The sequence below is a fragment of the Pseudomonas sp. TWI628 genome, from assembly GCF_039673865.1.
GTDB lineage: Bacteria > Pseudomonadota > Gammaproteobacteria > Pseudomonadales > Pseudomonadaceae > Aquipseudomonas.
This window is the reverse complement of record NZ_JBDJMM010000022.1, coordinates 68,182-88,385: the sequence shown is the minus strand read 5'-3', so window position 1 is coordinate 88,385 and position 20,204 is coordinate 68,182. Positions and strand designations below refer to the sequence as shown.

The following is a 20,204-nucleotide window of genomic DNA, read 5'->3' as shown; positions in this document are numbered from 1 at the left end:
AGCCCTGCCACGTAGCCATGCTCAGCCGTACAGGTAGTTGATGTCCTTGTAGCTCAGCGGTGGCACCTGGCCGAGCAGGAAGTCGCGCAGCTTGTGCATCTGCCGTGCCTTGGGGCTGCTCTTGAGCCAGGTCATGTAGTACCCGTCACCGGTCGATACCGCATGCTTGAACGGCGTCACCAGGCGCCCGGCCGCGAGGTCGGCACTGGCCAGCACCAGGTCGACCACCGAGATACCCAGGCCCTGCTGCGCGGCCGAGATGCCCTGGTCGAGGGTGTCGAACACCTGGCCCTGGTCGATGCTGATGTCCAACGCATCCATGCGCGCCAGCCAGCGCCGCCAGTCGCGGCGGTCCGGTGATGGGTGGAGGAACTCACACTGGCGCAGGTCGGCCAGCTCGGGTTGCGCCTGTGCCATGTAGTCGGGGTGGCACACCGGGATCAGCCATTCATCGAACAGCTTGACGCTCTCGACATCGGCCGGGAAGCGGCCGTTGGCCAGGAGAATGGCACAGTCGTAGGGCTCGGAGTAGAAGTCCACCGAGTCGATGTCCATCCACACGCTCGACAGCTGCACGCTGCAGTTGTCTTCGAGCTTCTTGAAGCCGTCCAGCGCTCGCAGCAGCCAGCGCACGGTCAGCGTCGAGGGGGCCTTCAAGCGCAGCCCATAGCGATCCTGGCGCAGCAACGCGCAAGCATTTTCGATGATCTTGAAGCCGACCTTGAGCTCCTGGGCCAGCACCCGCCCATGCTCCGTGAGGCTCAACTTGGGGCCACGGCGCTCGAACAGGTCGCAACCGAACATCGATTCGAGCGTCTTGATGTGATGGCTGACCGCCCCCTGGGTCAGGGCCAGCTCTTCGGCAGCCCGGGTGAACGAGCCGTAGCGCGAGGCCACCTCGAAGGCACGCAGGGCGTGCAGCGCTTGAATCCGTTCCGACATGATGCCCTCGAAGCATGAGTAAGACTAATAGTAGGTCATAGTTCCACGCGTTTTACAACGTGAAGAGCGTCTCAGAAAATGCAGGTAAATAACAACGATAAGTATCCAACCTGCCTGCATATGAGTGGAACGCTCTTTTACTTAAATCTCCTGGGGAAATCATGTTTACGGTTTATGGAAACTGCTATCGCCTGGATGCGCTAGAGCTGGCCGATGAACATGTACGGAACACTCAGCACTGGACGCACCAAACCCTACAGCATTTTCGCCGCGTGCTCGCCAACCCCGACTTTCCGTGCCTGTTCGGGCGCAAGGCGGTAGCCGGCGCATCCTGCCACATCCTCTTCGCCCGTGCCGAGCAACTGGCCGACGATATCGCCCAGGGCCTGGCCGAGTATGTCCGCACCATTAGCCCTGTGCCGATCAAACAGCGCATCGGCAGCCCGCTGGTGGTGTTTCTGCAAACCGCCACCGACAGCACCCTGGCCGAACAACAGGCGCTGGCCTGGAAAGTCCTGCGCGGGGTCCACGCCCGGGACCCGCACCCGTGGCCGCAAGCGGTGCCCACCGACCCGCACGACAACGCCTGGTCGTTCTGCTACGCCGGCATGCCGCTGTTCATCAACATGAACTTCCCCGGCCACCAGCAGATGAAAAGCCGCAACCTGGGCCCGCACATCACCTTCGTCATCAACCCGCGGGAGAACTTCGACGAAGTGGCCAACGCCAGCACCGAAAGCGGGCAACGCATTCGCGCCCGCATTCGTGATCGCGTGCGCCATTACAACGACGGGGTCATGCCCGAAACCCTGGGCTTCTTTGGCCAGGACGACAACTTCGAATGGAAGCAATACCAACTGCAGGAAGCAGGCTCGCTCAATCCGTCGCGCTGCCCCTTTCATGCCCACGTCCATGCAACACCCGACACTCTGATCGAGAACTGACCGTGAATACCGCACTGACACTGACCTACGCACTCACCGTCCTGCTGTTGATCGCCACCCCCGGCCCGGTGGTGGCACTGATCGTCAACACCGCCGCAGCCTCCGGCTCGCGCAAGGCCATGTTCACCGCCGTCGGCACCAACTGGGCGTCACTGGTGCTGATCGGCGCCGCCGCCTGGGTCATCCTCACCAGCGCAGCCATCGACAAGGCCTGGCTCAGTGGCATGAGCCTGCTGGGCTGCCTGTTCATCGGCTACATCGCCGTGGGCACCTTGCGCGAGTGCCTGCAGGCGCCTGCCGTCGACGAAGCCGAACTGCAACCGGCCAAAGCCGGGCGCGGCGGTTTGTGGCAAGGCTTCATGGTCGGTATTTCCAACCCGAAGGACATCATCTTCTTCATCGCCTTCTTCCCACAGTTCATCCAGATCACCGAATCGTTCGGCAAGAGCATGGTGGTGCTGTCGCTGTTGTGGGTGCTGATCGATTTCGCTGTGCTCAGCCTGTACATCTTTGCCATTGGCAAGATCACCTCGCAGCGTAGCAACCGTCTGATTTCCCTGGCCTCGGGGGTCGTCCTGCTGCTGATCGCGGCCGGTGGCCTGGCCTATAACCTCAGGGAGCTGGCGGGCTGAACGCCCTGTACCGCCGCAACGTCAGCCGTGAAGGAGCGCCCATGACACCGCCCATAACCACCACGCACGTCCCGGGCCTCGCTTCGCCACTGCATCAGGATTACCAGCGCTTTCTGCTGCTGGGCAACCGCCGCGCCCCCCACACGCTGCACGTGCATGAAAGCGGCTACCGCTCCGGCACCATCAACACCGATGTCCTTGGCCTGCGCTATAGCCATTGCGCTGGCAAGCGCTTCTCCGCCGCCGAACGCGGCGGAGCACCGCGCATCAACCTGCTGGTCGGCGGCTCGACCGCCCTGGGCATCGGCGCCAGCTCCGATGAACATACGGTGGCCTCGCAGCTGTCGATGCTGACCGGTGAGGTATGGCTGAGCCTGGCCGGCTGCGGGCTCAATGCCAGCCAGGAGCTGTTGCTGTACCTGACCCACCAGCACCGCTTCGGCGAAGTGGGCCATGTGGTGCTGCTCAGCGGCCTGAATACCTTGGCCCATGAAGCCCTCGGCGAAGTCCTGGCCGGCCCGCATGACCCACAACAGGCCAAGGCTCACCAGGCTTACCTGAACAGTTTCAACGAGGGCATGCCGCCTGCCGGGCCGGCTCGCCGCGAGACGCTGTGGCAGCGCCTGGGCCAGGCACTGGCACCGCGGCGCAACGAGCCTGCGCCCAACTGGTCGCTGTCCGCGCCGGAAAAGCGCCTGGCACGTGCGGCCGACAGCATCGGCCGCACCTTGCGCCAATGGGAGCGCATGCTGGCTGACAGCCACGCCACCCTGACCTTCATCCTCCAGCCCCTGCTACCCTGGTGCCGGGAAACCCTGCCAGCGGGTGAACAGGCGATGCTGGCCACCCTCGAGCAGCAACCGGGGAATTTTGATCGCCTGCTCGACGGTGCCTTTGACAGCCAGCTGCACATGGCCTTCTTCCGCCGCATCAAGAGCCAGGCAGACCCTGTGCCCTGCTACGACATGAACAGCATGCTCAGCAGCTCGCCGGTATTCGGCGCGGACCTGTTTGTCGATCGCCTGCACCTGAATGATCTGGGCCACAACGCCCTGGCCAAGGTGATCACCGCCAAACTGGGGCTGGCCCAGGAACGACACGGCCAGCGCAAGGTCACACCGATCAAGCTGGTCTGACGGCCGACCGTGGGGGTTTCGGTTTCGGCCTGCGCTTGGCTAGAATAGCCCGTCGTTCCGATTCGCCCGAGGCGTACGCGCAGTTGTGATCAATCATCAAGCCGCCCACCCTTACCCGGCAACCTGCCGGTTCCGTTCGTTGCCCGGGGCACGACTGTGAGCCGTGTCGCGTTGGCCTCGGCGCTGTTCATCGCGTTGGCCCCGCTTGCCGCAAACGCACTAGAAGTAAGCATCGACCCACACGCCGACCTGCTTTACCGCCAGGCGCTGCCACTGCTGGAACAAGCCGATACCCCGGACGACAACAGCACCCTGCGGACCGCCATGGGCGTCGACCCGGAGCTCAACCGCCAAGGCCGGGCGATGGCACACACCCTGCCAACGGCGGTGGCCCTGCTGAAAAAGTCGGTGGAGCTTGGCCACCCGGTGGCGCAGTATCGCCTGGCGCTGTACTACACCAACTACCTGCCTGCCGCACAGATCGCCGATGCCGCCTGCCCGCTGCTGGAAGCCAGCCTGAAGCAAGGCTTTGCACCACCGGCGACTGCTATTGCCACCTGGTGCCCTCCCTACAACGCCAGCCCGGCCTACCGCGAAGCCCTCGAAGCGATCCCGAGCATGGCGACCCTGTATGCGCCCTATTACCCGCAGCCAGCCGTCCGCCTGGCCTGCAGCCGCAGCCACCCGCAGGGCTTGCAGATGCAGTGGGGGCGCCAGCGCGACTACCAGGCCGAGGTCTACCGGCTGCTGGGCGACCTCGATCCGCAGCATCGCCAGGCGCTGCTGCAGAAGGCCGTGGACATCAATGGCTGTGTGGCGGCGCAGCATCGGCTGACCAAACGATAATCGCCTGCCCCCGGCGCTTTCCCTGCAGGAGCGGCTTTAGCCGCGAAGGGCCGCTACAGGCAGCAAACCAGCAAGATCGTTCAAGCCACCCGTCCCACCGCTCTGTCATGCTGCCCTACCAAGCAAAATGTGTCGCAGCCATCATGCCCAGCAGCCCCCCCATCGCCCGCCAAGCCTTCCTGCACGGCGCCATTGCCATCCTGCCGCTGTCCCTGGCTGTCGCCCCCTGGGGCCTGCTCGCCGGCTCCATGGCCATCGAGGCCAACCTCAGCGCCTGGCAAGGCCAGGGCCTGTCGGCGATCGTCTTCGCCGGTGCCGCGCAACTGGTGGCCATCGGCATGCTCAAGGGCGGCGCCAGCCTGCTGTCGATCCTGCTCACCACCCTGCTGCTGACGTCACAGCACCTGCTCTATGGCCTGTCCATGCGCCCGCTGTTGTCCAACCAGCCATTGCGCTGGCGACTGGGCCTGGGCTTCCTGCTCACCGACGAATTCTTCGCCCTGACCAGCCACTACGACCAGCAACAGTTCAACCGCTGGTACGCCCTGGGTGTGGGCCTGACCTTCTACGTCGCCTGGAACCTGTTCACCCTGGCCGGCATCGTGCTGGGCCAGAACATCCCGCACCTTGACCAGCTCGGTCTGGACTTCTCCATCGTCGCCACCTTCGTCGCGCTGATCGCCCCGCTGGTGCGCAACCTCGCCACTGTGGTGTGCGTGGCGGTGTCGCTGTTTTGCTCAGTGCTGTTCAGTTACTGGCACTGGGAAACCGCACTGGTTGCCGCTGGCCTGCTGGGCATGGCTGCCGGTTTCATCTGCCAAAAATTCTCCGGAGGCCGTCCATGATCTGGCTGCTGATCTTCGCCATGGGCGCCGTGGTGTTCCTCAACCGCTACGCTTTCCTGGAACCGCGCCTGCCGCTGCGCCTGAGCTCCAACGCCCGGCAGTTCCTCGGCTTTGCCGTGCCCGGCATGCTCACCGCGATCTGCGGGCCGATCATCTTCCTGCCCGGCCATCAGCTCGACCTGAGCCCGCTCAACCCTTACCTGCTTGGCGCGCTGGTGGCCGTTGCGCTGGTGCTGTTGACCCGCAGCGTGTTGCTGAGCATGCTGGTGAGCATGTTGATCTTCTTCCTGCTGCGCAGCTGGCTGGCATGAGCACGCCCCTGCGCGAACAGACCCACCTCTGGCAGGCGCCGGCGCTCGGCGACGTCGAGATGCTGCATGCGCGCTACTTCCAGCAGCGCTTCGCCCCGCATGTGCACGAAGGCTACGTGTTCACCGTGATCGAGTCGGGCGCGCAGCGCTTCTGGCACCGCGGCAGCGAGCACCTGGCGCCGGTCGGCAGCATGGTGCTGATCAACCCGGACGAACTGCACACCGGCGCCACCGCCCACGAAGCCGGCTGGCGCTACCGGGGTTTCTACCCAGAGCACGAACGGGTCACCGGTGTGCTGGACGAACTGGAACTGGGCCGCCACGGCATGCCGCGTTTCAAGGACAGCGTGATCCAGGACCCGGCCCTGGCGTGGGCCTTCAGCCAGCTGCACCAGCTGTCGGAAGCCGGTGCCAGCGCCCTGGAGCAGCAGACCGCCTGGCGCCAGGCGGTGCTGGCGCTGGTGCAGCGCCACGGCCACTGCCCGGAACCCACGGCCCCCGGCAATGAACCGCTGGCAGTGGCACGTGCCCGGGAGCTACTGGAAAGCCAACTGGCAGACCCGCCGTCACTGGAGGCCCTGGCAGCTGCGGTCAATCTTTCGCCGTTCCATTTTGCCCGGGTGTTCCGCCAGGCCACCGGCTTACCACCACATGCCTGGCTGAAGCAACGGCGCCTGGCGCGGGCACGGGAATTTCTGAAAAACGGCCTGGCGGCTTCTGACGTGGCGTTCAGCTTGGGTTTTGCCGACCAGAGCCACTTGAGTCGGCAGTTCAAGCAGGCGTATGGCGTGACGCCCGGCGCCTATCGCAGTGCCTGCCTGCACAGTTAGCGCCTGCGACGCCAAGCCTCAGGCAAGCCGGTCAGCCACTGCTACACTGACAGAGCTAAACGGAGGATCCCGCCATGTCCGAAAGAGAGCTCACCACCCTGATATCGCTGATGAACCAGCGCCAAGCCTGCCTGAGCAGTGCCTGCAAGGAAATTGCCGACTGGATCGACCGCCAGGGCGATGTGCCCGCTGCCGGCAAGATCCGCGCCAGCCTGAAAGCGCTGGAGGCCGATGAGGCCCAGGTCCGCAAGACCCTGACCTCACTGACGCTCGAAAGGCCGCTGCCACGCTTCCGTAGCTGAAGCGCGCAGCACAACGAAGAAGGGCCGCTTATGCGGCCCTTTTTGTCAGTCAGTGGTTCATGTGCATGTGGTCATGCCCACCGCCAGCCTCGGCGTTGAGCGGGCGCACTTCTGCTTGCACCTCGACGGTTTCCTTGGCGCCCTTGGCATCTTCGATGGTCAGGGTCAGCGGTACCTTCTCGCCTTCCTTCACCTGCTGGGTCAGGCCCATCAGCATCACGTGGTAGCCGTTGGGGTCCAGGCTCACCGGCTTGCCCGCTGGCAGTTCCACGGCCTTGACTTCCTTCATGCCCATCACGTCGCCGTTCATGGTCATCTCGTGCACCTGCACGGTCTTGGCCACTGGCGAAGCCACGCCGACCAGCTTGCTGTCAGTGCTGGCAGTCAGGGTCATGAAGGCACCCGTGGACGGCTGGTGCGGCACGCTGGCGCGGACCCAGGCGTCGCTCACGGTGGTCTGTGCCAGGGCCGGCAGGGTCAGGCCCAGCAGGGCGATGGCGGCCAGGCCGCGCTTGATCGGTTGCAGTGCTACTGCCATTAGCAAATCTCCATCAGGGTTGCCAGGTCTTCAGCGCATTCCTTGGCATTCAGCGAATGGCCCAGGCTCAGGCGCAAGGTGCCACGTGTATCGTAGACGTAGCTGGTGGACGAGTGAGAGATGGTGTAGGTGTCACCGGCCGGGACCTTTTCGTAGAACACCTTGAACTCCTTGGCCACCGCGGCGATTTCTTCCGGGGTGCCGGTCAGGGCGGTAAACGAAGGGTCGAAGGCCTTGACGTAGGCATCCAGCACCTCGGGGGTGTCGCGCTCCGGGTCCAGGGTGATGAACACCACCTGGAAGATCTCGCGGTCGCGGCCCCTGAGCAGCTTCTTGATCTGAGCCGCACGTGCCAGGGTGGTCGGGCAGACGGCCGGGCACTGGGTGAAACCGAAGAAGATCATCGGCATGCTGCCGTAGAAGCTCGACAAGGTGCGGACATTGCCCTGAGGGTCCTTGAGGCTGAACTTGCGCCCCAGGATTTCGTTGCTCATGTTCTTGCCGTACTTGAACTCGAGCCCCCGGGCCGGGTTGCAGCCTGCCAGCAGGCCAAGCCCGAGAACGCCCATGCCGGCGACAACCGCGCGCCGGGTAAACAGATCAGTCATTAAACTATCCTTTACAGGCTACCTTTACAGGGAAGGTGCCGGCCCTCGGGATGGGCCGGCGAAAAACCGGGGCATTCTGGCATGACACCCGGTAGGCTTCTACCCGACCAAGGCGGTGATGGCCCGCAGCCCTTTGAATACGGGCTGCGGCCTGTTGTCGCAGGGGTTGAAACCGTAACACTTTATTGCTAGGCCTTGACCTCGAAAGATCAGTAGTAGGCGTTTTCTTTCTGAGTGTGGTCAGTCACGTCACGTACGCCCTTGAGCTCCGGAATGCGCTCGAGCAGGGTGCGCTCGATGCCTTCCTTGAGGGTCACGTCAGCCTGGCCGCAGCCTTGGCAGCCGCCACCGAACTGCAGCACGGCGATGCCGTCGTCGACCACGTCCACCAGGCTCACCTGGCCGCCGTGGCTGGCCAGGCCAGGGTTGATCTCGGTCTGCAGGTAGTAGTTGATACGCTCGTTGATCGGGCTGTCTTCGTTGACCATCGGCACCTTGGCGTTCGGCGCCTTGATGGTCAGCTGGCCGCCCATGCGATCGGTGGCATAGTCGACCAGCGCGTCTTCCAGGAACGGCACGCTGACCGCGTCGAGGTAGGCGGTGAAGCTCTTCAGGCCAACCGGCTCGTCGTCGGGCTTCTCTTCGCCTGGCTTGCAGTAGGCGATGCAGGTCTCGGCGTACTGGGTGCCCGGCTGGGTGATGAAAATACGGATGCCAATGCCAGGCGTGTTCTGCTTGGAGAGCAGATCGGCCAGGTAATCATGGGCGGCGTCAGTAATGGTTATAGCGCTCATGGAAGTTCCTCACAGACTTGCGGCCAAGTGTACGCCAACCTGGCCTTTGAACAAAGTCCTAGTATTTGACTCGGGAAAGCGCAAATGCCGGGCTTTGCTCCCGTGGCGCCGCCAGCCAGGCCTGCATCCGCCGGTACAGCCCGCGCTCCAGCCACTGATAGCTGAACCACGACATTAGTCCAATGGACGGCACGCACAAGGCGAACACCAGGTACGGGTTCAGGCGCAGGCGCTGGCAGGCGAACCAGCCGGCGTACAGCACCAGCACGTGGATCAGGTACACCGAGTAGGAACAGTCACCCAGCGCCTTGAGCACGCGGTTGCCCTTGAAGTAAGGCTCCAGGGCGATGAACGCCAGCACGATCATCGCACTTGGCACGCCCCAGTGCAGCAGGCGCTGCGAAGCGTCCAGGTGATAGATCGCATAACCGGCCACGCCCAGCACCGCCAGTGGCAGCCACAGGCCCTCACGGATCAGGCCGCGGCGCTGAATCACGCCCAGGCCGATGCCCAGCAGGAATTCGTAGATGATGTCGTTGTTGTAGAAACGGCTGAGCACGCCCATGCGGCCAAGCACTTCACTGACCAGCAGCAATGCTGCAGTCACCAGCAGCAGGTGATGGCGCTGGCGCACCAGGAAGGCCAGGCCGAACAACAGGTAGAAGAACATCTCGAAATTCAGCGTCCAGCCCACGTTCAGGGTCGGGTACAAACCGTAACCGCCGGGGTTTTCCGCTGGAATGAACAACAGCGACAGCAGCAGGTGATGCCAGTCGAAGGCCTGGTGCGGCATCCATTGGCTGAAGGCCAGCAGCAGGGCCGCCATCAGCGCGGTATAGAACCAGTAGGCCGGGACGATGCGCAGGGCCCGGTTGAGCAGGAACTGGCGCGGCTCGATGGGTTTGTCGCGGGTCGACAGGTAGATCACCAGCCCGCTGATGACGAAGAAGATGTCGACGCCCACGGCGCCGCGGTCGCTTAGCAGTTGGCCGATGGGCCCGGTGGCGTGGAAGTCGAAGAAGATTTGCATGAAGTGGTGGCAGACCACCACCCAGGCGGCGAACGCCCGCAGTGCCTGAAGCGAATACAGCATGGAATACCTGCGATTGCCGGTGCATTGAGGCCCGGAGGCTATAACAGCCCCCGGGCCACCCACCGTTTCCGACCGCAGCGTATTGGCAAAGGTCAACCGACCCGATCAGAGGTTCTCGTAGCGGTTCATGTCCAGCACCCCGGCCTCCACCGGCTGGGTTTCCTCGATGTAGGTGCTCAGGTCATGGAAGTAGCGCCAGAACTGCGGGTGGCTGCGGCGCACGCCCCAGCGCATGACGATACGTTCGAACTTCGCCGGGTCATCCTTGGCGTACTCCATGTCCTCGACGAACTCCGGCACATCCTTGGCCGGGATGTTGAAGATGAAGTTCGGGTAGCTGCTGAGCACGCCCGGGTACAGGGTCAGGGTATCCAGCCCCGGGATGTAGCGGTATGCCTCACCGAGCAGGAACGCCACGTTGCTGTGCGCGCGGTTACGCAGCAGGCTGTAGACCTGGCGCTGGCCGCCCTCGCCTTCGATGCGCAGCATGGTCGCCTCAGGCAGTTGGCTGATCACCTTCAGGCCGGCGGCCGGGCGTGATACCAGGCGGCTGAGCGACTGCTCGACGTTGCGCATTTCCTCGTTCATCTGCGGCCGCGAGCAATAGGCGCCGGTGCAGCGATTGATCGGGTCTGGCGCGGCGTTCAGGCTGGCGGTGCGTTGCAGCAGTTTCAGGCCAAAGTCGCGCTTGGGGTCACGCGGGTCGAGCTTGATGCCACTCGGCGTGTCAGTGTCGATGTCCTCGTAGTCCATCCACATCTTCACCTTGCCGCTGTTCTGATACCAGCTGCCGAGGATCTTGCCACGCTGGTCGGCCGGCATCAGGCGCAGGAAGTTGACTTCGGCGCCGTTGCGGATCAGGTCGAAATACAGGCGCGTCTGCAACTGGTGCGAGACATTGCCGAACACATCGAAGTTGACCGCCAACTGGTAGTAGGTGCGCTCGAACAGCGGGTAGTCGAACAGCCAGACCGTCAGCGGCACATCGCCGATCAGGCCCTTGGTTACCGAAGCGCTGTCAAAGTGGCGGAAGATGCTCAGCAGCGCATTGTCGTTGCCGGCCCACAGGGTTGCCCAGCCCGGCGCTGGCATTTCGGCATAGGCCTCACGACGCAGTTTTTCGTAATCGTTGCGCTTGTCGCGGTAGGCATGCCACAGGTTCAGCACGCTGCCGACATCGTCGATCTGCCCCGGCATGGCCAGCAGCGGTGTGGCTTCGCCGCGGTACTTGGCATCGGTGATGTAGCGGTCGTGGGCCGGCTCCTGGAACAACGCCCAGAAGTTGTCGCGGATCACGTCGGTGGCGATCTGCCCGCGGCACACCGGGCCACGGATGAAGGTACGCACGAAGTATTCGGCGTTATCCAGCATGAACTGGTAGCGCGCCACCGCCGGGATCGCCTCGAAGGTTTCGAACGGGTTGGCCCGGTGGCGTGGGCCGTAGCCCGGCAGCGCGGTGGCGTGCCAGTCGCCGGCGTAGAACAGCTGCTTGACGCGCTTGAGCTTCTGCGGCCCCATCGGGTAGGTGATGTGGGTCTTGTGCACGATCACGCCCTGCACCGGGATCAGGCGGTAATAGAAGTCGGTGCCTGGCGGGTCGTTGGGGCGGCGTGTGGCGATGATGTCGACCGGCTTGCCGCTTGGCGTGCGCGAACGTACCCACTGGAAGAAGTGGCCCTGCTCGCCACCGACGAAGTAGATGTGCGCGAGGAACAGGTGTTCGTACAGCCAGCGGGCGACCAGCGCCTCGGTGGAACCGGGGCGGTTGAGCAGCTCTTCCCAGTCGGTGATCTGCCTGGCCTCTGCCGCGTTTGGCTGGATCGGCTGATATTCGACCGGAGCGCCAGCAGCGAGCCAATGGCGCAGGGTGTCGTATTCCTTGTCGGTCAGGCCAGTGACCGCCAGCGGCATGCCCTCCTTGGGGTGGGCGCCGGCATAGGCGTCGAACTCTTCGGGCAGCGGGCACATGTTGTTGCGGTTAAGCCCCAGGACAATCTCGTCGGGCAGCTTGGCGTTGGGCGTGAGCGGGCTCTTGTGCCCCAGTTCGAGCATGCGCGCCATCAGCGCCGCCTGGCTGCCCTGGTTGTCGAGCACCGAATAGAAGCCCTTGTTGCGCCATTCACCTTCACTGTGGGCGTCGTAGAACAACCGCGTGGGGGGCACGGCCTTGCTGCGTTCGCCCTGGTACACCGGCACCTTGGTGGCACCGCGCACCGCACCTTCGGGGCTTTCCAGCTTGAGCTGGCAGGCGGCGTCGTTGCAGGCGTGGCAGGCCACGCATTTCTCGGTGAAGATCGGCTGGATGTCCCGGGTGTAGGAAATCACCGGGCTCGATTGGGGGGCTTGTCCAAACGCCACGCTGCTGATGAGCAGAGCGAAGACGCTGACAAGGATACGATGCACCATGTGCGGAAAGTCCTGGGTTTTGAAAGCCATCACGATTTGCCTGGTCGTCCTTGGGTGCTCTGCTTGCATAACGTGCTTGACGCCGGCCCAACATGAACAGAATTCATGCAAAAGGGCAATGCACCTAAAAACCGCGCAGCTTTGTTATGATTCGGCACCTTCTGAAATTTGCCCGACCAGGTAGTTCCTATGTCCGACCGCAGCGCTCGTCTCCAAGCACTCCAGCACGCACTCAAAGAGCGCATCCTGATCCTCGACGGCGGCATGGGTACTATGATCCAAAGCTATCGCCTCGAGGAACACGACTATCGTGGCACGCGCTTCGCCGATTGGCCAAGCGACGTGAAAGGCAACAACGACCTGCTGCTGCTCAGCCGCCCGGACGTGATCGCCGCAATCGAGAAAGCCTACCTGGATGCCGGCGCCGATATCCTCGAAACCAACACCTTCAACGCCACGCAAATTTCCCAGGCCGACTACGGCATGGAATCGCTGGTCTACGAGTTGAACGTCGAGGGTGCGCGCATCGCCCGCCAGGTGGCCGATGCCAAGACCCTGGAAACCCCGGACAAGCCGCGCTTCGTCGCCGGTGTGCTCGGCCCGACCAGCCGCACCTGCTCGATCTCCCCGGACGTCAACGACCCCGGCTACCGCAACGTCACCTTCGACGAACTGGTAGCGAACTATATCGAGGCCACCCGTGGCCTGATCGAGGGCGGCGCCGACCTGATCCTGATCGAGACCATCTTCGACACCCTCAACGCCAAGGCGGCGATCTTCGCCGTGCAGCAGGTGTTCGAGGACGACAACGTCGAGCTGCCGATCATGATCTCCGGCACCATCACCGACGCCTCTGGCCGCACCCTGTCGGGCCAGACCACCGAAGCGTTCTGGAACTCGGTGCGCCACGCCAAGCCGATTTCCGTGGGCCTGAACTGCGCCCTCGGCGCCAAGGACCTGCGCCCGTACCTGGAAGAGCTGGCGACCAAGGCCGACACCCACGTGTCCGCCCACCCCAACGCCGGCCTGCCGAACGCCTTTGGTGAATACGACGAAACCCCGGCCGAGATGGCGCTGGTGGTCGAAGAGTTCGCCGCCAGCGGCTTCCTCAACATCATCGGCGGTTGCTGCGGCACTACCCCTGGGCACATCCAGGCCATCGCCGAGGCCGTGGCCAAGTACAAACCGCGCGAAATCCCGGAAATCGCCAAGGCCTGCCGCCTGTCGGGCCTGGAGCCGTTCACCATCGACCGCCAGTCGCTGTTCGTCAACGTCGGCGAGCGCACCAACATCACCGGCTCGGCCAAGTTCGCCCGGCTGATCCGTGAAGAGAACTACACCGAAGCCCTGGAAGTCGCCCTGCAGCAGGTCGAGGCCGGCGCCCAGGTGATCGACATCAACATGGACGAAGGGATGCTCGACTCCCAGGCCGCCATGGTCCGCTTCCTCAACCTGATCGCCGGTGAGCCGGACATCTCCCGCGTGCCGATCATGATCGACTCGTCCAAGTGGGAAGTGATCGAAGCAGGCCTGAAGTGCATCCAGGGCAAGGGCATCGTCAACTCGATCTCCATGAAGGAAGGCGTCGAGCAGTTCAAGCACCACGCCCGCTTGTGCAAGCGCTATGGCGCCGCCGTGGTGGTGATGGCCTTCGACGAGGTCGGCCAGGCCGACACCGCCGCGCGCAAGAAAGAAATCTGCCAGCGCAGCTACGACATCCTGGTCAACGAAGTGGGCTTCCCGCCGGAAGACATCATCTTCGACCCGAACATCTTCGCTGTCGCCACCGGCATCGAAGAGCACAACAACTACGCCGTCGACTTCATCGAGGCCTGCGCCTACATCCGTGATCACCTGCCCCACGCACTGAGCTCGGGCGGCGTGTCCAACGTGTCGTTCTCGTTCCGCGGCAACAACCCGGTACGTGAAGCGATCCACTCGGTATTCCTCTACCACGCGATCCAGAACGGCCTGACCATGGGTATCGTCAACGCCGGCCAGCTGGAGATCTATGACGAGATCCCGGCCGCACTGCGCGAGAAGGTCGAGGACGTGGTGCTCAACCGCACCCCGCACGGCACCGACGCCCTGCTGGCGATTGCCGACGACTACAAGGGCGGCGGCGCCACCAAGGAAGTGGAAAACGAAGAATGGCGTTCGCTGCCCGTTGAAAAACGCCTGGAGCACGCACTGGTCAAGGGCATCACCGCCTTCATCGTCGAAGACACCGAAGAGTGCCGCCAACAGTGCGCGCGCCCGATCGAGGTCATCGAAGGCCCGCTGATGAACGGCATGAACGTGGTCGGCGACCTGTTCGGCGCCGGCAAGATGTTCCTGCCCCAGGTGGTCAAGTCGGCCCGCGTGATGAAGCAGGCCGTGGCGCACCTGATCCCCTTCATCGAAGCCGAGAAAGGCGACAAGCCGCAAGCCAAGGGCAAGATCCTCATGGCCACCGTCAAAGGCGACGTGCATGACATCGGCAAGAATATTGTCGGCGTGGTGCTGGGCTGCAACGGCTACGACATCGTCGACCTCGGCGTGATGGTGCCTGCCGAGAAGATTTTGCAGACCGCCCGCGAACAGAAGTGCGACATCATCGGCCTGTCTGGCCTGATTACCCCGTCGCTGGACGAGATGGTCCACGTCGCCCGCGAAATGCAGCGCCAGGACTTCCACCTGCCGCTGATGATCGGCGGCGCCACCACCTCCAAGGCACACACTGCGGTCAAGATCGAACCCAAGTACAGCAACGACGCCGTGGTCTACGTCACCGACGCCTCGCGTGCGGTGGGGGTGGCTACCCAGCTGCTGTCCAAGGAGCTCAAGCCTGGCTTCGTCGAGAAGACCCGCCAGGACTACGTGGAAGTGCGCGAGCGCACCGCCAACCGCAGCGCCCGCACCGAGCGCCTGAGCTACGCCCAGGCCATCGCCACCAAGCCACAGTACGACTGGGCCGGCTACCAGCCAGCGGTGCCTTCCTTCACCGGCGTCAAGGTGCTGGAAGACATCGACCTGCGCACCCTGGCCGAGTACATCGACTGGACCCCGTTCTTCATCTCCTGGGACCTGGCCGGCAAGTTCCCGCGCATCCTCACCGACGAAGTGGTCGGCGAAGCCGCCACCGCGCTGTACAAGGATGCCCGCGAGATGCTCGACAAGCTGATCGACGAGAAGCTGATCAGCGCCCGCGCGGTGTTCGGTTTCTGGCCGGCCAACCAGGTTGCCGATGACGACATCGAAGTCTACGGCGAAGACGGCCAGGCCCTGGCCACCCTGCATCACCTGCGCCAGCAGACCATCAAGCCCGATGGCAAGCCGAACCTGTCCCTGGCCGACTTCGTCGCGCCCAAGGCCAGCGGCGTCACCGACTACGTCGGCGGCTTCATCACCACCGCCGGCATCGGTGCCGAGGAAGTGGCCAAGGCGTACCAGGACAAGGGCGACGACTACAGCTCGATCATGGTCAAGGCCCTGGCCGACCGCCTGGCCGAGGCCTGTGCCGAGTGGCTGCACGAGCAGGTGCGCAAAGAGCACTGGGGCTATGCCCGCGACGAGCACCTGAACAACGAGGCGCTGATCAAGGAGCAGTACAGCGGTATCCGCCCGGCCCCGGGCTACCCGGCCTGCCCGGACCACACCGAGAAGGAAACCCTGTTCCGCCTGCTCGATGGCACCGCGATTGGCGAGACCGGGCCGAGCGGTGTGTTCCTTACCGAGCACTTCGCGATGTTCCCGGCGGCGGCGGTCAGCGGCTGGTACTTCGCTCACCCGCAGGCGCAGTACTTCGCCGTGGGCAAGGTCGACAAGGACCAGATCGAGCGCTACAGCGCGCGTAAGGGCCAGGACATCAGCGTGAGCGAGCGCTGGTTGGCGCCTAACCTCGGGTACGACAGCTAAGACCGCGTCGGCCTCTTCGCGGCGGTTCGGCGCGAAGAGGCCGGCACAGGCAACCTCCCGCCCATTGCCTACACTGTCCCTGATAGCCTCTGATTCTTCAGGAGCCACCATGGACGATTCCAGCCAAGGCAAGCCCCCGACCTTCTGGCAGATGCTGCACAGCATCCTCGCCGCCGCCTTCGGCGTGCAGAGCGGCAAGAACCGCGCCCGCGATTTCACCCACGGCAAGGCCAGCCACTTCATCGTGCTGGGTACACTGTTTACCCTGGTGTTCATTGCCGTGCTGATCGGCCTGGTGCAACTGGCGCTGCACCTCACAGCCCGCTGAACGCGCTGCAAACCAACAAAAACGCCTGCGGGATTCCCTCCCACAGGCGTTCTGGCTGCATCACGGTCTTGAGTTCAAGTCACTGGTGGCTGACCCAATATACGGCAGTGACCACCACCAGGACGATCAGGCAGAGGATCGCCCAGGCATCGACACTGCTGTCAGCTTTGCGGACCTTGGTAGAGTTTCCCATTGCATTGCCTCTTGTAGTGGTTATGGGAATGCACTTCACCACCAGCAGTTAAGACGAGCAATGCCCTTCGCTCAAGCAAGGTCTTTCAATAGTCGACGGGTGACGTCAGAAACGGGTATTGGTAGCTCGGCGGGCGCCCTTCGGCGCTGTAATGCTGGAAATCGACCCCGTAGTCGTCCCGCTCCAGCAGCTTCAGCCATCGCCGCGCCCTGGCCTGGTCAATCGACTGCAGCACCGGCAGCATGTGCTCACGCTTGCCGTCGCGATTCACCTCCAACCCGTGGGCATCGTCGTGCAGCAGCACCATGGCCCAGCCACCGAGCGTGGTGTGCCCGCCCATCAGCACGCCCAGGCGCCCATCGATACGGGCGCGCAAGGCTTCCGGCGAACTGTTGATGGCACCGAATACCACATCGCGCCCTGGCTTGCGCCCGGCCTCCTCGAACGCCTGCATGGCGCCGAGGGCCATCTGGTCGTTGGCAGCCCACACCAGCCGGGCCTTCGGGTAGCGCTGCAGCAACTGTTGCGCCTGCTCGTAGGCGCGTTCGCGGTTCCAGCCGCCATACACCACCTGGCGCAGGCGCACCTGGGGGAAGTCGGCCAACGCCTGGCGCATGCCCTCCTCGCGCAACTGTGAAGCCGGGGTGGTCTTGACCCCGGCAAAGGCCACCAGGTCGATCGGCTCATTGTCACGCGGCAGCAAGGCGACCATTTCATGCAGCATGCGAAAGCCCGCCTGCTGGTCGTTGGAGGTCAAGCTGCCGAGCACCTGCCCGTACTTGTCGGGCTGGGCCTGGATGCTCCTGGCCTGGCTGGCGGTGAGACCGTTGTTGACCAGGAACAGCTTGACCCCGGTGCCCCGAGACAGGCGGATGATCTCTGGCGCCACGTACTGTTCATTGACCAGCACCAGGTAGTCCGGCCGCTGCGGGCCCTTGAGCACCGCCCGGGCCTGGCTCATCGCCAGTGTGGCATCGCGCTCGCTGTACTCCACCCGCAGGGTCATGCCCAGCTTGTCGGCGGCAGCCTGCATGAAACGCGAGTAGCTGGTCCAGAACGTCTCGTTCGAATGGCCAGGGTTGAGAAAGACCACCGAAGCGGCCTGAGCGGAAGCTGCCAGCGGCAGGCTCAGGCACAAGCTTTGGCAAAGCGCCTTGAGCATGCGGATACACCCCTTGAAACAAACCAACGAGTATAAACCCGTCGCACCTTGGGGTAACAAATGCCAGTCAGTCTCACTTAGTTCGTTTGGTTCTTTTCATATGCAAAAACATCACTTTAGCGCATAAACCCAACCTGCTATCGTTCCCCGGCTCCGAACCGGAGTGCGCGGCCGTGCGCGCGAATAGCTGCATGCAGCCTGAGACAGGACTTTTATGTACGTATACGACGAGTACGATCAGCGGATCATCGAGGACCGCGTCAAGCAGTTCCGTGATCAGACCCGCCGCTACCTGGCCGGTGAGCTGAGCGAAGAAGAATTCCGCCCTCTGCGCCTGCAGAACGGCCTCTATATCCAACGTTTCGCGCCGATGCTGCGTGTCGCCGTGCCGTACGGCCAGCTGAACGCCACCCAGGTTCGCACCCTGGCCAAGATCGCCCGCGACTACGACAAGGGCTACGCCCACATTTCCACCCGCCAGAACGTGCAGTTCAACTGGCCGGCGCTGGAAGACATCCCGGATATCCTCGCCGAGCTGGCCACCGTGCAGATGCACGCGATCCAGACCAGCGGCAACTGCCTGCGCAACACCACCACCGACCAGTTCGCCGGTGTTGCCGCGGATGAAATCGTCGACCCGCGCCCATGGTGCGAAATCGTCCGCCAGTGGACCACTTTCCACCCGGAATTCGCCTACCTGCCGCGCAAGTTCAAGATTGCCATCAACGGCTCGAAGGAAGACCGCGCCGCCATCGAAGTGCACGACATCGGCCTGGAGCCGGTGCGCAATGCCGCTGGCGAGCTGGGCTTCCGCGTGCTGGTCGGTGGTGGCCTGGGCCGTACCCCGGTGATCGGCTCGTTCATCAACGAGTTCCTGCCATGGCAGGACCTGATCAGCTACCTCGACGCCATCCTGCGCGTGTACAACCGTTACGGTCGCCGTGACAACAAGTACAAGGCGCGGATCAAGATCCTGGTCAAGGCACTGACCCCGGAAGTGTTCGCCGAGAAGGTCGAGGCCGAAATGGCCCACCTGCGTGGCGGCAGCACCACCCTGACCGAAGCCGAAGTCCAGCGCGTCTCGCGCCACTTCGTCGACCCGGACTACCTGGCCCTCGACAACGTCGACTACAGCGCCCAGGACGCCGAATTCCCAGGCTTCGCCCGTTGGCGCTCGCGCAACACTCGCGCCCACAAGCGCCCTGGCTACGTGGCCGTGACCCTGTCGCTCAAGCCGACCGGCGTTGCCCCTGGCGACCTGACCGACAAGCAGCTGGACGCCGTGGCAGACCTCGCCGAGCGCTACAGCTTCGGCTTCCTGCGTACCTCCCACGAGCAGAACATCATCCTCGCCGACGTCGAGCAGCGCCAGCTGCACGCGCTGTGGATGGAGCTGCGCGAGAGCGGCTTCGCCACGCCGAACATCGGCCTGCTGACCGACATCATCTGCTGCCCCGGCGGTGACTACTGCTCGCTGGCCAACGCCAAGTCGATCCCGATCGCCGAATCCATCCAGCGCCGTTTCGACGACCTGGACTACCTGTTCGACATTGGCGAGATCGACCTGAACATCTCTGGCTGCATGAACGCCTGCGGCCACCACCACGTCGGCCACATCGGCATCCTCGGGGTGGACAAGAAGGGCGAGGAGTTCTACCAGGTATCGCTGGGCGGCAACGCCGCGCGCGACGCAAGCCTGGGCAAGATCCTCGGCCCGTCGTTCGCCCAGGGTGACATGGCTGATGTGATCGAGAAGCTGATCGCCGTGTACGTCGAACAACGTACCGAGGAAGAGCGTTTCATCGACACCTACCAGCGTATCGGCATCGACCCTTTCAAGGAACGCGTCTATGCAGCGAATCATTAAGAACAACCAGATCGTCGACGAAACCTGGCACCTGCTGCCCAAGGACACCTCGTTCGACGAGCTGACCAACTGCGACGACTACATCGTCCCGCTGCAGATGTGGCGCGACCATGCCCACGTGCTCAAGGCCCGCGACGGCGGCCTGGGCGTGTGGCTGGACAGCGACCAGGAAGTGGAAGAGATCGGCGATGACGTGCAGCACTTCCAGGTCATCGCCCTGAATTTCCCGGCCTTCACCGACGGGCGCAGCTACTCCAATGCGCGCCTGCTGCGGGACCGCTACGGTTACAAGGGCGAACTGCGCGCCATCGGCGACGTGCTGCGCGACCAGCTGTTCTTCATGGCCCGCTGCGGTTTCGACGCGTTCGCCATCCGTGCCGACAAGGACCCGGAAGACGCGCTGCAGAGCCTGAAGGACTTCTCGGTGACCTACCAGGGCGCCACCGACGAGCCGCTGCCGCTGTTCCGTCGGCGCTGATCACGGCGTCGTTCAAGGCCCGCCATTGGCATCACCACCATGGCGGGCCTTG

The 20,204-nt window shown here is 63.7% G+C and carries 19 protein-coding genes; 12 read left to right on the top strand and 7 right to left on the bottom strand.

Features of this window, described 5'->3' with window-relative positions; all coding sequences use genetic code 11:
- Positions 1-21: 21 nt before the first annotated feature.
- Positions 22-942, bottom strand: coding sequence for a LysR substrate-binding domain-containing protein (locus ABE528_RS18350; RefSeq protein ID WP_152956036.1), 921 nt, complete (start codon positions 940-942; stop codon positions 22-24).
- A 161-nt stretch (positions 943-1,103) separates the two neighbouring features.
- Here ABE528_RS18350 and ABE528_RS18345 point away from each other — a divergent pair, with 161 nt between their 5' ends.
- The 8 genes from ABE528_RS18345 to ABE528_RS18310 all read left to right on the top strand — a co-directional run bounded on the left by ABE528_RS18345 (position 1,104) and on the right by ABE528_RS18310 (position 6,788).
- Positions 1,104-1,886, top strand: coding sequence for a YqcI/YcgG family protein (locus ABE528_RS18345; protein ID WP_346653710.1), 783 nt, complete (start codon positions 1,104-1,106; stop codon positions 1,884-1,886).
- 2 nt (positions 1,887-1,888) lie between these two features.
- Positions 1,889-2,518 carry a LysE family translocator gene (locus tag ABE528_RS18340; protein WP_346653709.1) on the top strand — a complete coding sequence of 210 codons (630 nt, stop codon included), beginning with the start codon at positions 1,889-1,891 and terminating at the stop codon, positions 2,516-2,518.
- A gap of 41 nt (positions 2,519-2,559) precedes the next feature.
- Positions 2,560-3,654: a hypothetical protein gene (locus ABE528_RS18335; RefSeq protein WP_346653708.1), complete on the top strand. Its 1,095-nt coding sequence runs from the start codon at positions 2,560-2,562 to the stop codon at positions 3,652-3,654.
- 156 nt (positions 3,655-3,810) lie between these two features.
- Positions 3,811-4,500: a sel1 repeat family protein gene (locus tag ABE528_RS18330; protein WP_346653707.1), complete on the top strand. Its 690-nt coding sequence runs from the start codon at positions 3,811-3,813 to the stop codon at positions 4,498-4,500.
- Between the two features lie 143 nt (positions 4,501-4,643).
- Positions 4,644-5,345 carry an AzlC family ABC transporter permease gene (locus ABE528_RS18325; protein WP_152956033.1) on the top strand — a complete coding sequence of 234 codons (702 nt, stop codon included), beginning with the start codon at positions 4,644-4,646 and terminating at the stop codon, positions 5,343-5,345.
- Complete coding sequence (locus ABE528_RS18320; RefSeq protein WP_027919859.1) at positions 5,342-5,656, top strand: AzlD domain-containing protein; 315 nt, start codon at positions 5,342-5,344, stop codon at positions 5,654-5,656. The genes ABE528_RS18325 and ABE528_RS18320 overlap by 4 nt, the downstream gene beginning before the upstream one ends.
- Positions 5,653-6,486: an AraC family transcriptional regulator gene (locus ABE528_RS18315; protein WP_346653706.1), complete on the top strand. Its 834-nt coding sequence runs from the start codon at positions 5,653-5,655 to the stop codon at positions 6,484-6,486. The genes ABE528_RS18320 and ABE528_RS18315 overlap by 4 nt, the downstream gene beginning before the upstream one ends.
- A gap of 74 nt (positions 6,487-6,560) precedes the next feature.
- Positions 6,561-6,788 carry a hypothetical protein gene (locus ABE528_RS18310; RefSeq protein WP_012313790.1) on the top strand — a complete coding sequence of 76 codons (228 nt, stop codon included), beginning with the start codon at positions 6,561-6,563 and terminating at the stop codon, positions 6,786-6,788.
- Positions 6,789-6,837: 49 nt separating this feature from the next.
- On the opposite strand, the gene ABE528_RS18305 is transcribed toward ABE528_RS18310, so the two are convergent.
- From ABE528_RS18305 to ABE528_RS18285, 5 genes are all read right to left on the bottom strand, one after another.
- Positions 6,838-7,326 (bottom strand): copper chaperone PCu(A)C, encoded by a 489-nt coding sequence (locus ABE528_RS18305; RefSeq protein WP_346653705.1) that lies wholly within the window; start codon positions 7,324-7,326, stop codon positions 6,838-6,840.
- Positions 7,326-7,934: an SCO family protein gene (locus ABE528_RS18300; protein ID WP_152956029.1), complete on the bottom strand. Its 609-nt coding sequence runs from the start codon at positions 7,932-7,934 to the stop codon at positions 7,326-7,328. Before ABE528_RS18300 ends, ABE528_RS18305 begins: the two co-directional genes overlap by 1 nt.
- 209 nt (positions 7,935-8,143) lie before the next feature.
- Complete coding sequence (gene nfuA / locus ABE528_RS18295; RefSeq protein WP_027919855.1) at positions 8,144-8,728, bottom strand: Fe-S biogenesis protein NfuA; 585 nt, start codon at positions 8,726-8,728, stop codon at positions 8,144-8,146.
- A gap of 58 nt (positions 8,729-8,786) precedes the next feature.
- Positions 8,787-9,821, bottom strand: a complete 1,035-nt coding sequence (locus ABE528_RS18290; protein WP_346653704.1) for an acyltransferase — start codon at positions 9,819-9,821, stop codon at positions 8,787-8,789.
- Between the two features lie 105 nt (positions 9,822-9,926).
- Complete coding sequence (locus tag ABE528_RS18285) at positions 9,927-12,227, bottom strand: fatty acid cis/trans isomerase (RefSeq protein ID WP_346653728.1); 2,301 nt, start codon at positions 12,225-12,227, stop codon at positions 9,927-9,929.
- A gap of 189 nt (positions 12,228-12,416) precedes the next feature.
- Here ABE528_RS18285 and metH point away from each other — a divergent pair, with 189 nt between their 5' ends.
- Positions 12,417-16,124: a methionine synthase gene (metH, locus tag ABE528_RS18280; RefSeq protein WP_152956027.1), complete on the top strand. Its 3,708-nt coding sequence runs from the start codon at positions 12,417-12,419 to the stop codon at positions 16,122-16,124.
- Positions 16,125-16,233: 109 nt separating this feature from the next.
- Complete coding sequence (locus ABE528_RS18275) at positions 16,234-16,452, top strand: DUF2970 domain-containing protein (protein WP_054885148.1); 219 nt, start codon at positions 16,234-16,236, stop codon at positions 16,450-16,452.
- A 278-nt stretch (positions 16,453-16,730) separates the two neighbouring features.
- On the opposite strand, the gene ABE528_RS18270 is transcribed toward ABE528_RS18275, so the two are convergent.
- A complete protein-coding gene (locus ABE528_RS18270; RefSeq protein WP_152956026.1) occupies positions 16,731-17,807 on the bottom strand; it encodes an ABC transporter substrate-binding protein in 1,077 nt (358 codons plus the stop codon).
- 214 nt (positions 17,808-18,021) lie between these two features.
- On the opposite strand from ABE528_RS18270, the gene ABE528_RS18265 reads away from it, so the two are divergent.
- The gene (locus ABE528_RS18265; RefSeq protein WP_152956025.1) at positions 18,022-19,674 is read left to right on the top strand and encodes a nitrite/sulfite reductase; all 1,653 of its coding nucleotides are present in this window, start codon (positions 18,022-18,024) and stop codon (positions 19,672-19,674) included.
- Entirely contained in the window at positions 19,658-20,152 is a 495-nt protein-coding gene (locus ABE528_RS18260) for a DUF934 domain-containing protein (protein ID WP_152956024.1), read from the top strand. Before ABE528_RS18265 ends, ABE528_RS18260 begins: the two co-directional genes overlap by 17 nt.
- The last annotated feature ends 52 nt before the right edge of the window (positions 20,153-20,204 follow it).

Excerpts from the sequence above, each read along its gene's own strand:
- ABE528_RS18310 (WP_012313790.1), top strand. The coding sequence starts at position 6,561 with ATGTCCGAAAGAGAGCTCACCACCCTGATATCGCTGATGAACCAGCGC.
- ABE528_RS18260 (WP_152956024.1), top strand. The coding sequence starts at position 19,658 with ATGCAGCGAATCATTAAGAACAACCAGATCGTCGACGAAACCTGGCAC.
- ABE528_RS18265 (WP_152956025.1), top strand. The coding sequence starts at position 18,022 with ATGTACGTATACGACGAGTACGATCAGCGGATCATCGAGGACCGCGTC.
- ABE528_RS18275 (WP_054885148.1), top strand. The coding sequence starts at position 16,234 with ATGGACGATTCCAGCCAAGGCAAGCCCCCGACCTTCTGGCAGATGCTG.
- ABE528_RS18345 (WP_346653710.1), top strand. The coding sequence starts at position 1,104 with ATGTTTACGGTTTATGGAAACTGCTATCGCCTGGATGCGCTAGAGCTG.
- nfuA (WP_027919855.1), bottom strand. The coding sequence starts at position 8,728 with ATGAGCGCTATAACCATTACTGACGCCGCCCATGATTACCTGGCCGAT.
- ABE528_RS18300 (WP_152956029.1), bottom strand. The coding sequence starts at position 7,934 with ATGACTGATCTGTTTACCCGGCGCGCGGTTGTCGCCGGCATGGGCGTT.
- metH (WP_152956027.1), top strand. The coding sequence starts at position 12,417 with ATGTCCGACCGCAGCGCTCGTCTCCAAGCACTCCAGCACGCACTCAAA.
- ABE528_RS18325 (WP_152956033.1), top strand. The coding sequence starts at position 4,644 with ATGCCCAGCAGCCCCCCCATCGCCCGCCAAGCCTTCCTGCACGGCGCC.
- ABE528_RS18305 (WP_346653705.1), bottom strand. The coding sequence starts at position 7,326 with ATGGCAGTAGCACTGCAACCGATCAAGCGCGGCCTGGCCGCCATCGCC.
- ABE528_RS18270 (WP_152956026.1), bottom strand. The coding sequence starts at position 17,807 with ATGCTCAAGGCGCTTTGCCAAAGCTTGTGCCTGAGCCTGCCGCTGGCA.
- ABE528_RS18350 (WP_152956036.1), bottom strand. The coding sequence starts at position 942 with ATGTCGGAACGGATTCAAGCGCTGCACGCCCTGCGTGCCTTCGAGGTG.
- ABE528_RS18335 (WP_346653708.1), top strand. The coding sequence starts at position 2,560 with ATGACACCGCCCATAACCACCACGCACGTCCCGGGCCTCGCTTCGCCA.
- ABE528_RS18290 (WP_346653704.1), bottom strand. The coding sequence starts at position 9,821 with ATGCTGTATTCGCTTCAGGCACTGCGGGCGTTCGCCGCCTGGGTGGTG.
- ABE528_RS18315 (WP_346653706.1), top strand. The coding sequence starts at position 5,653 with ATGAGCACGCCCCTGCGCGAACAGACCCACCTCTGGCAGGCGCCGGCG.
- ABE528_RS18285 (WP_346653728.1), bottom strand. The coding sequence starts at position 12,227 with ATGGTGCATCGTATCCTTGTCAGCGTCTTCGCTCTGCTCATCAGCAGC.
- ABE528_RS18320 (WP_027919859.1), top strand. The coding sequence starts at position 5,342 with ATGATCTGGCTGCTGATCTTCGCCATGGGCGCCGTGGTGTTCCTCAAC.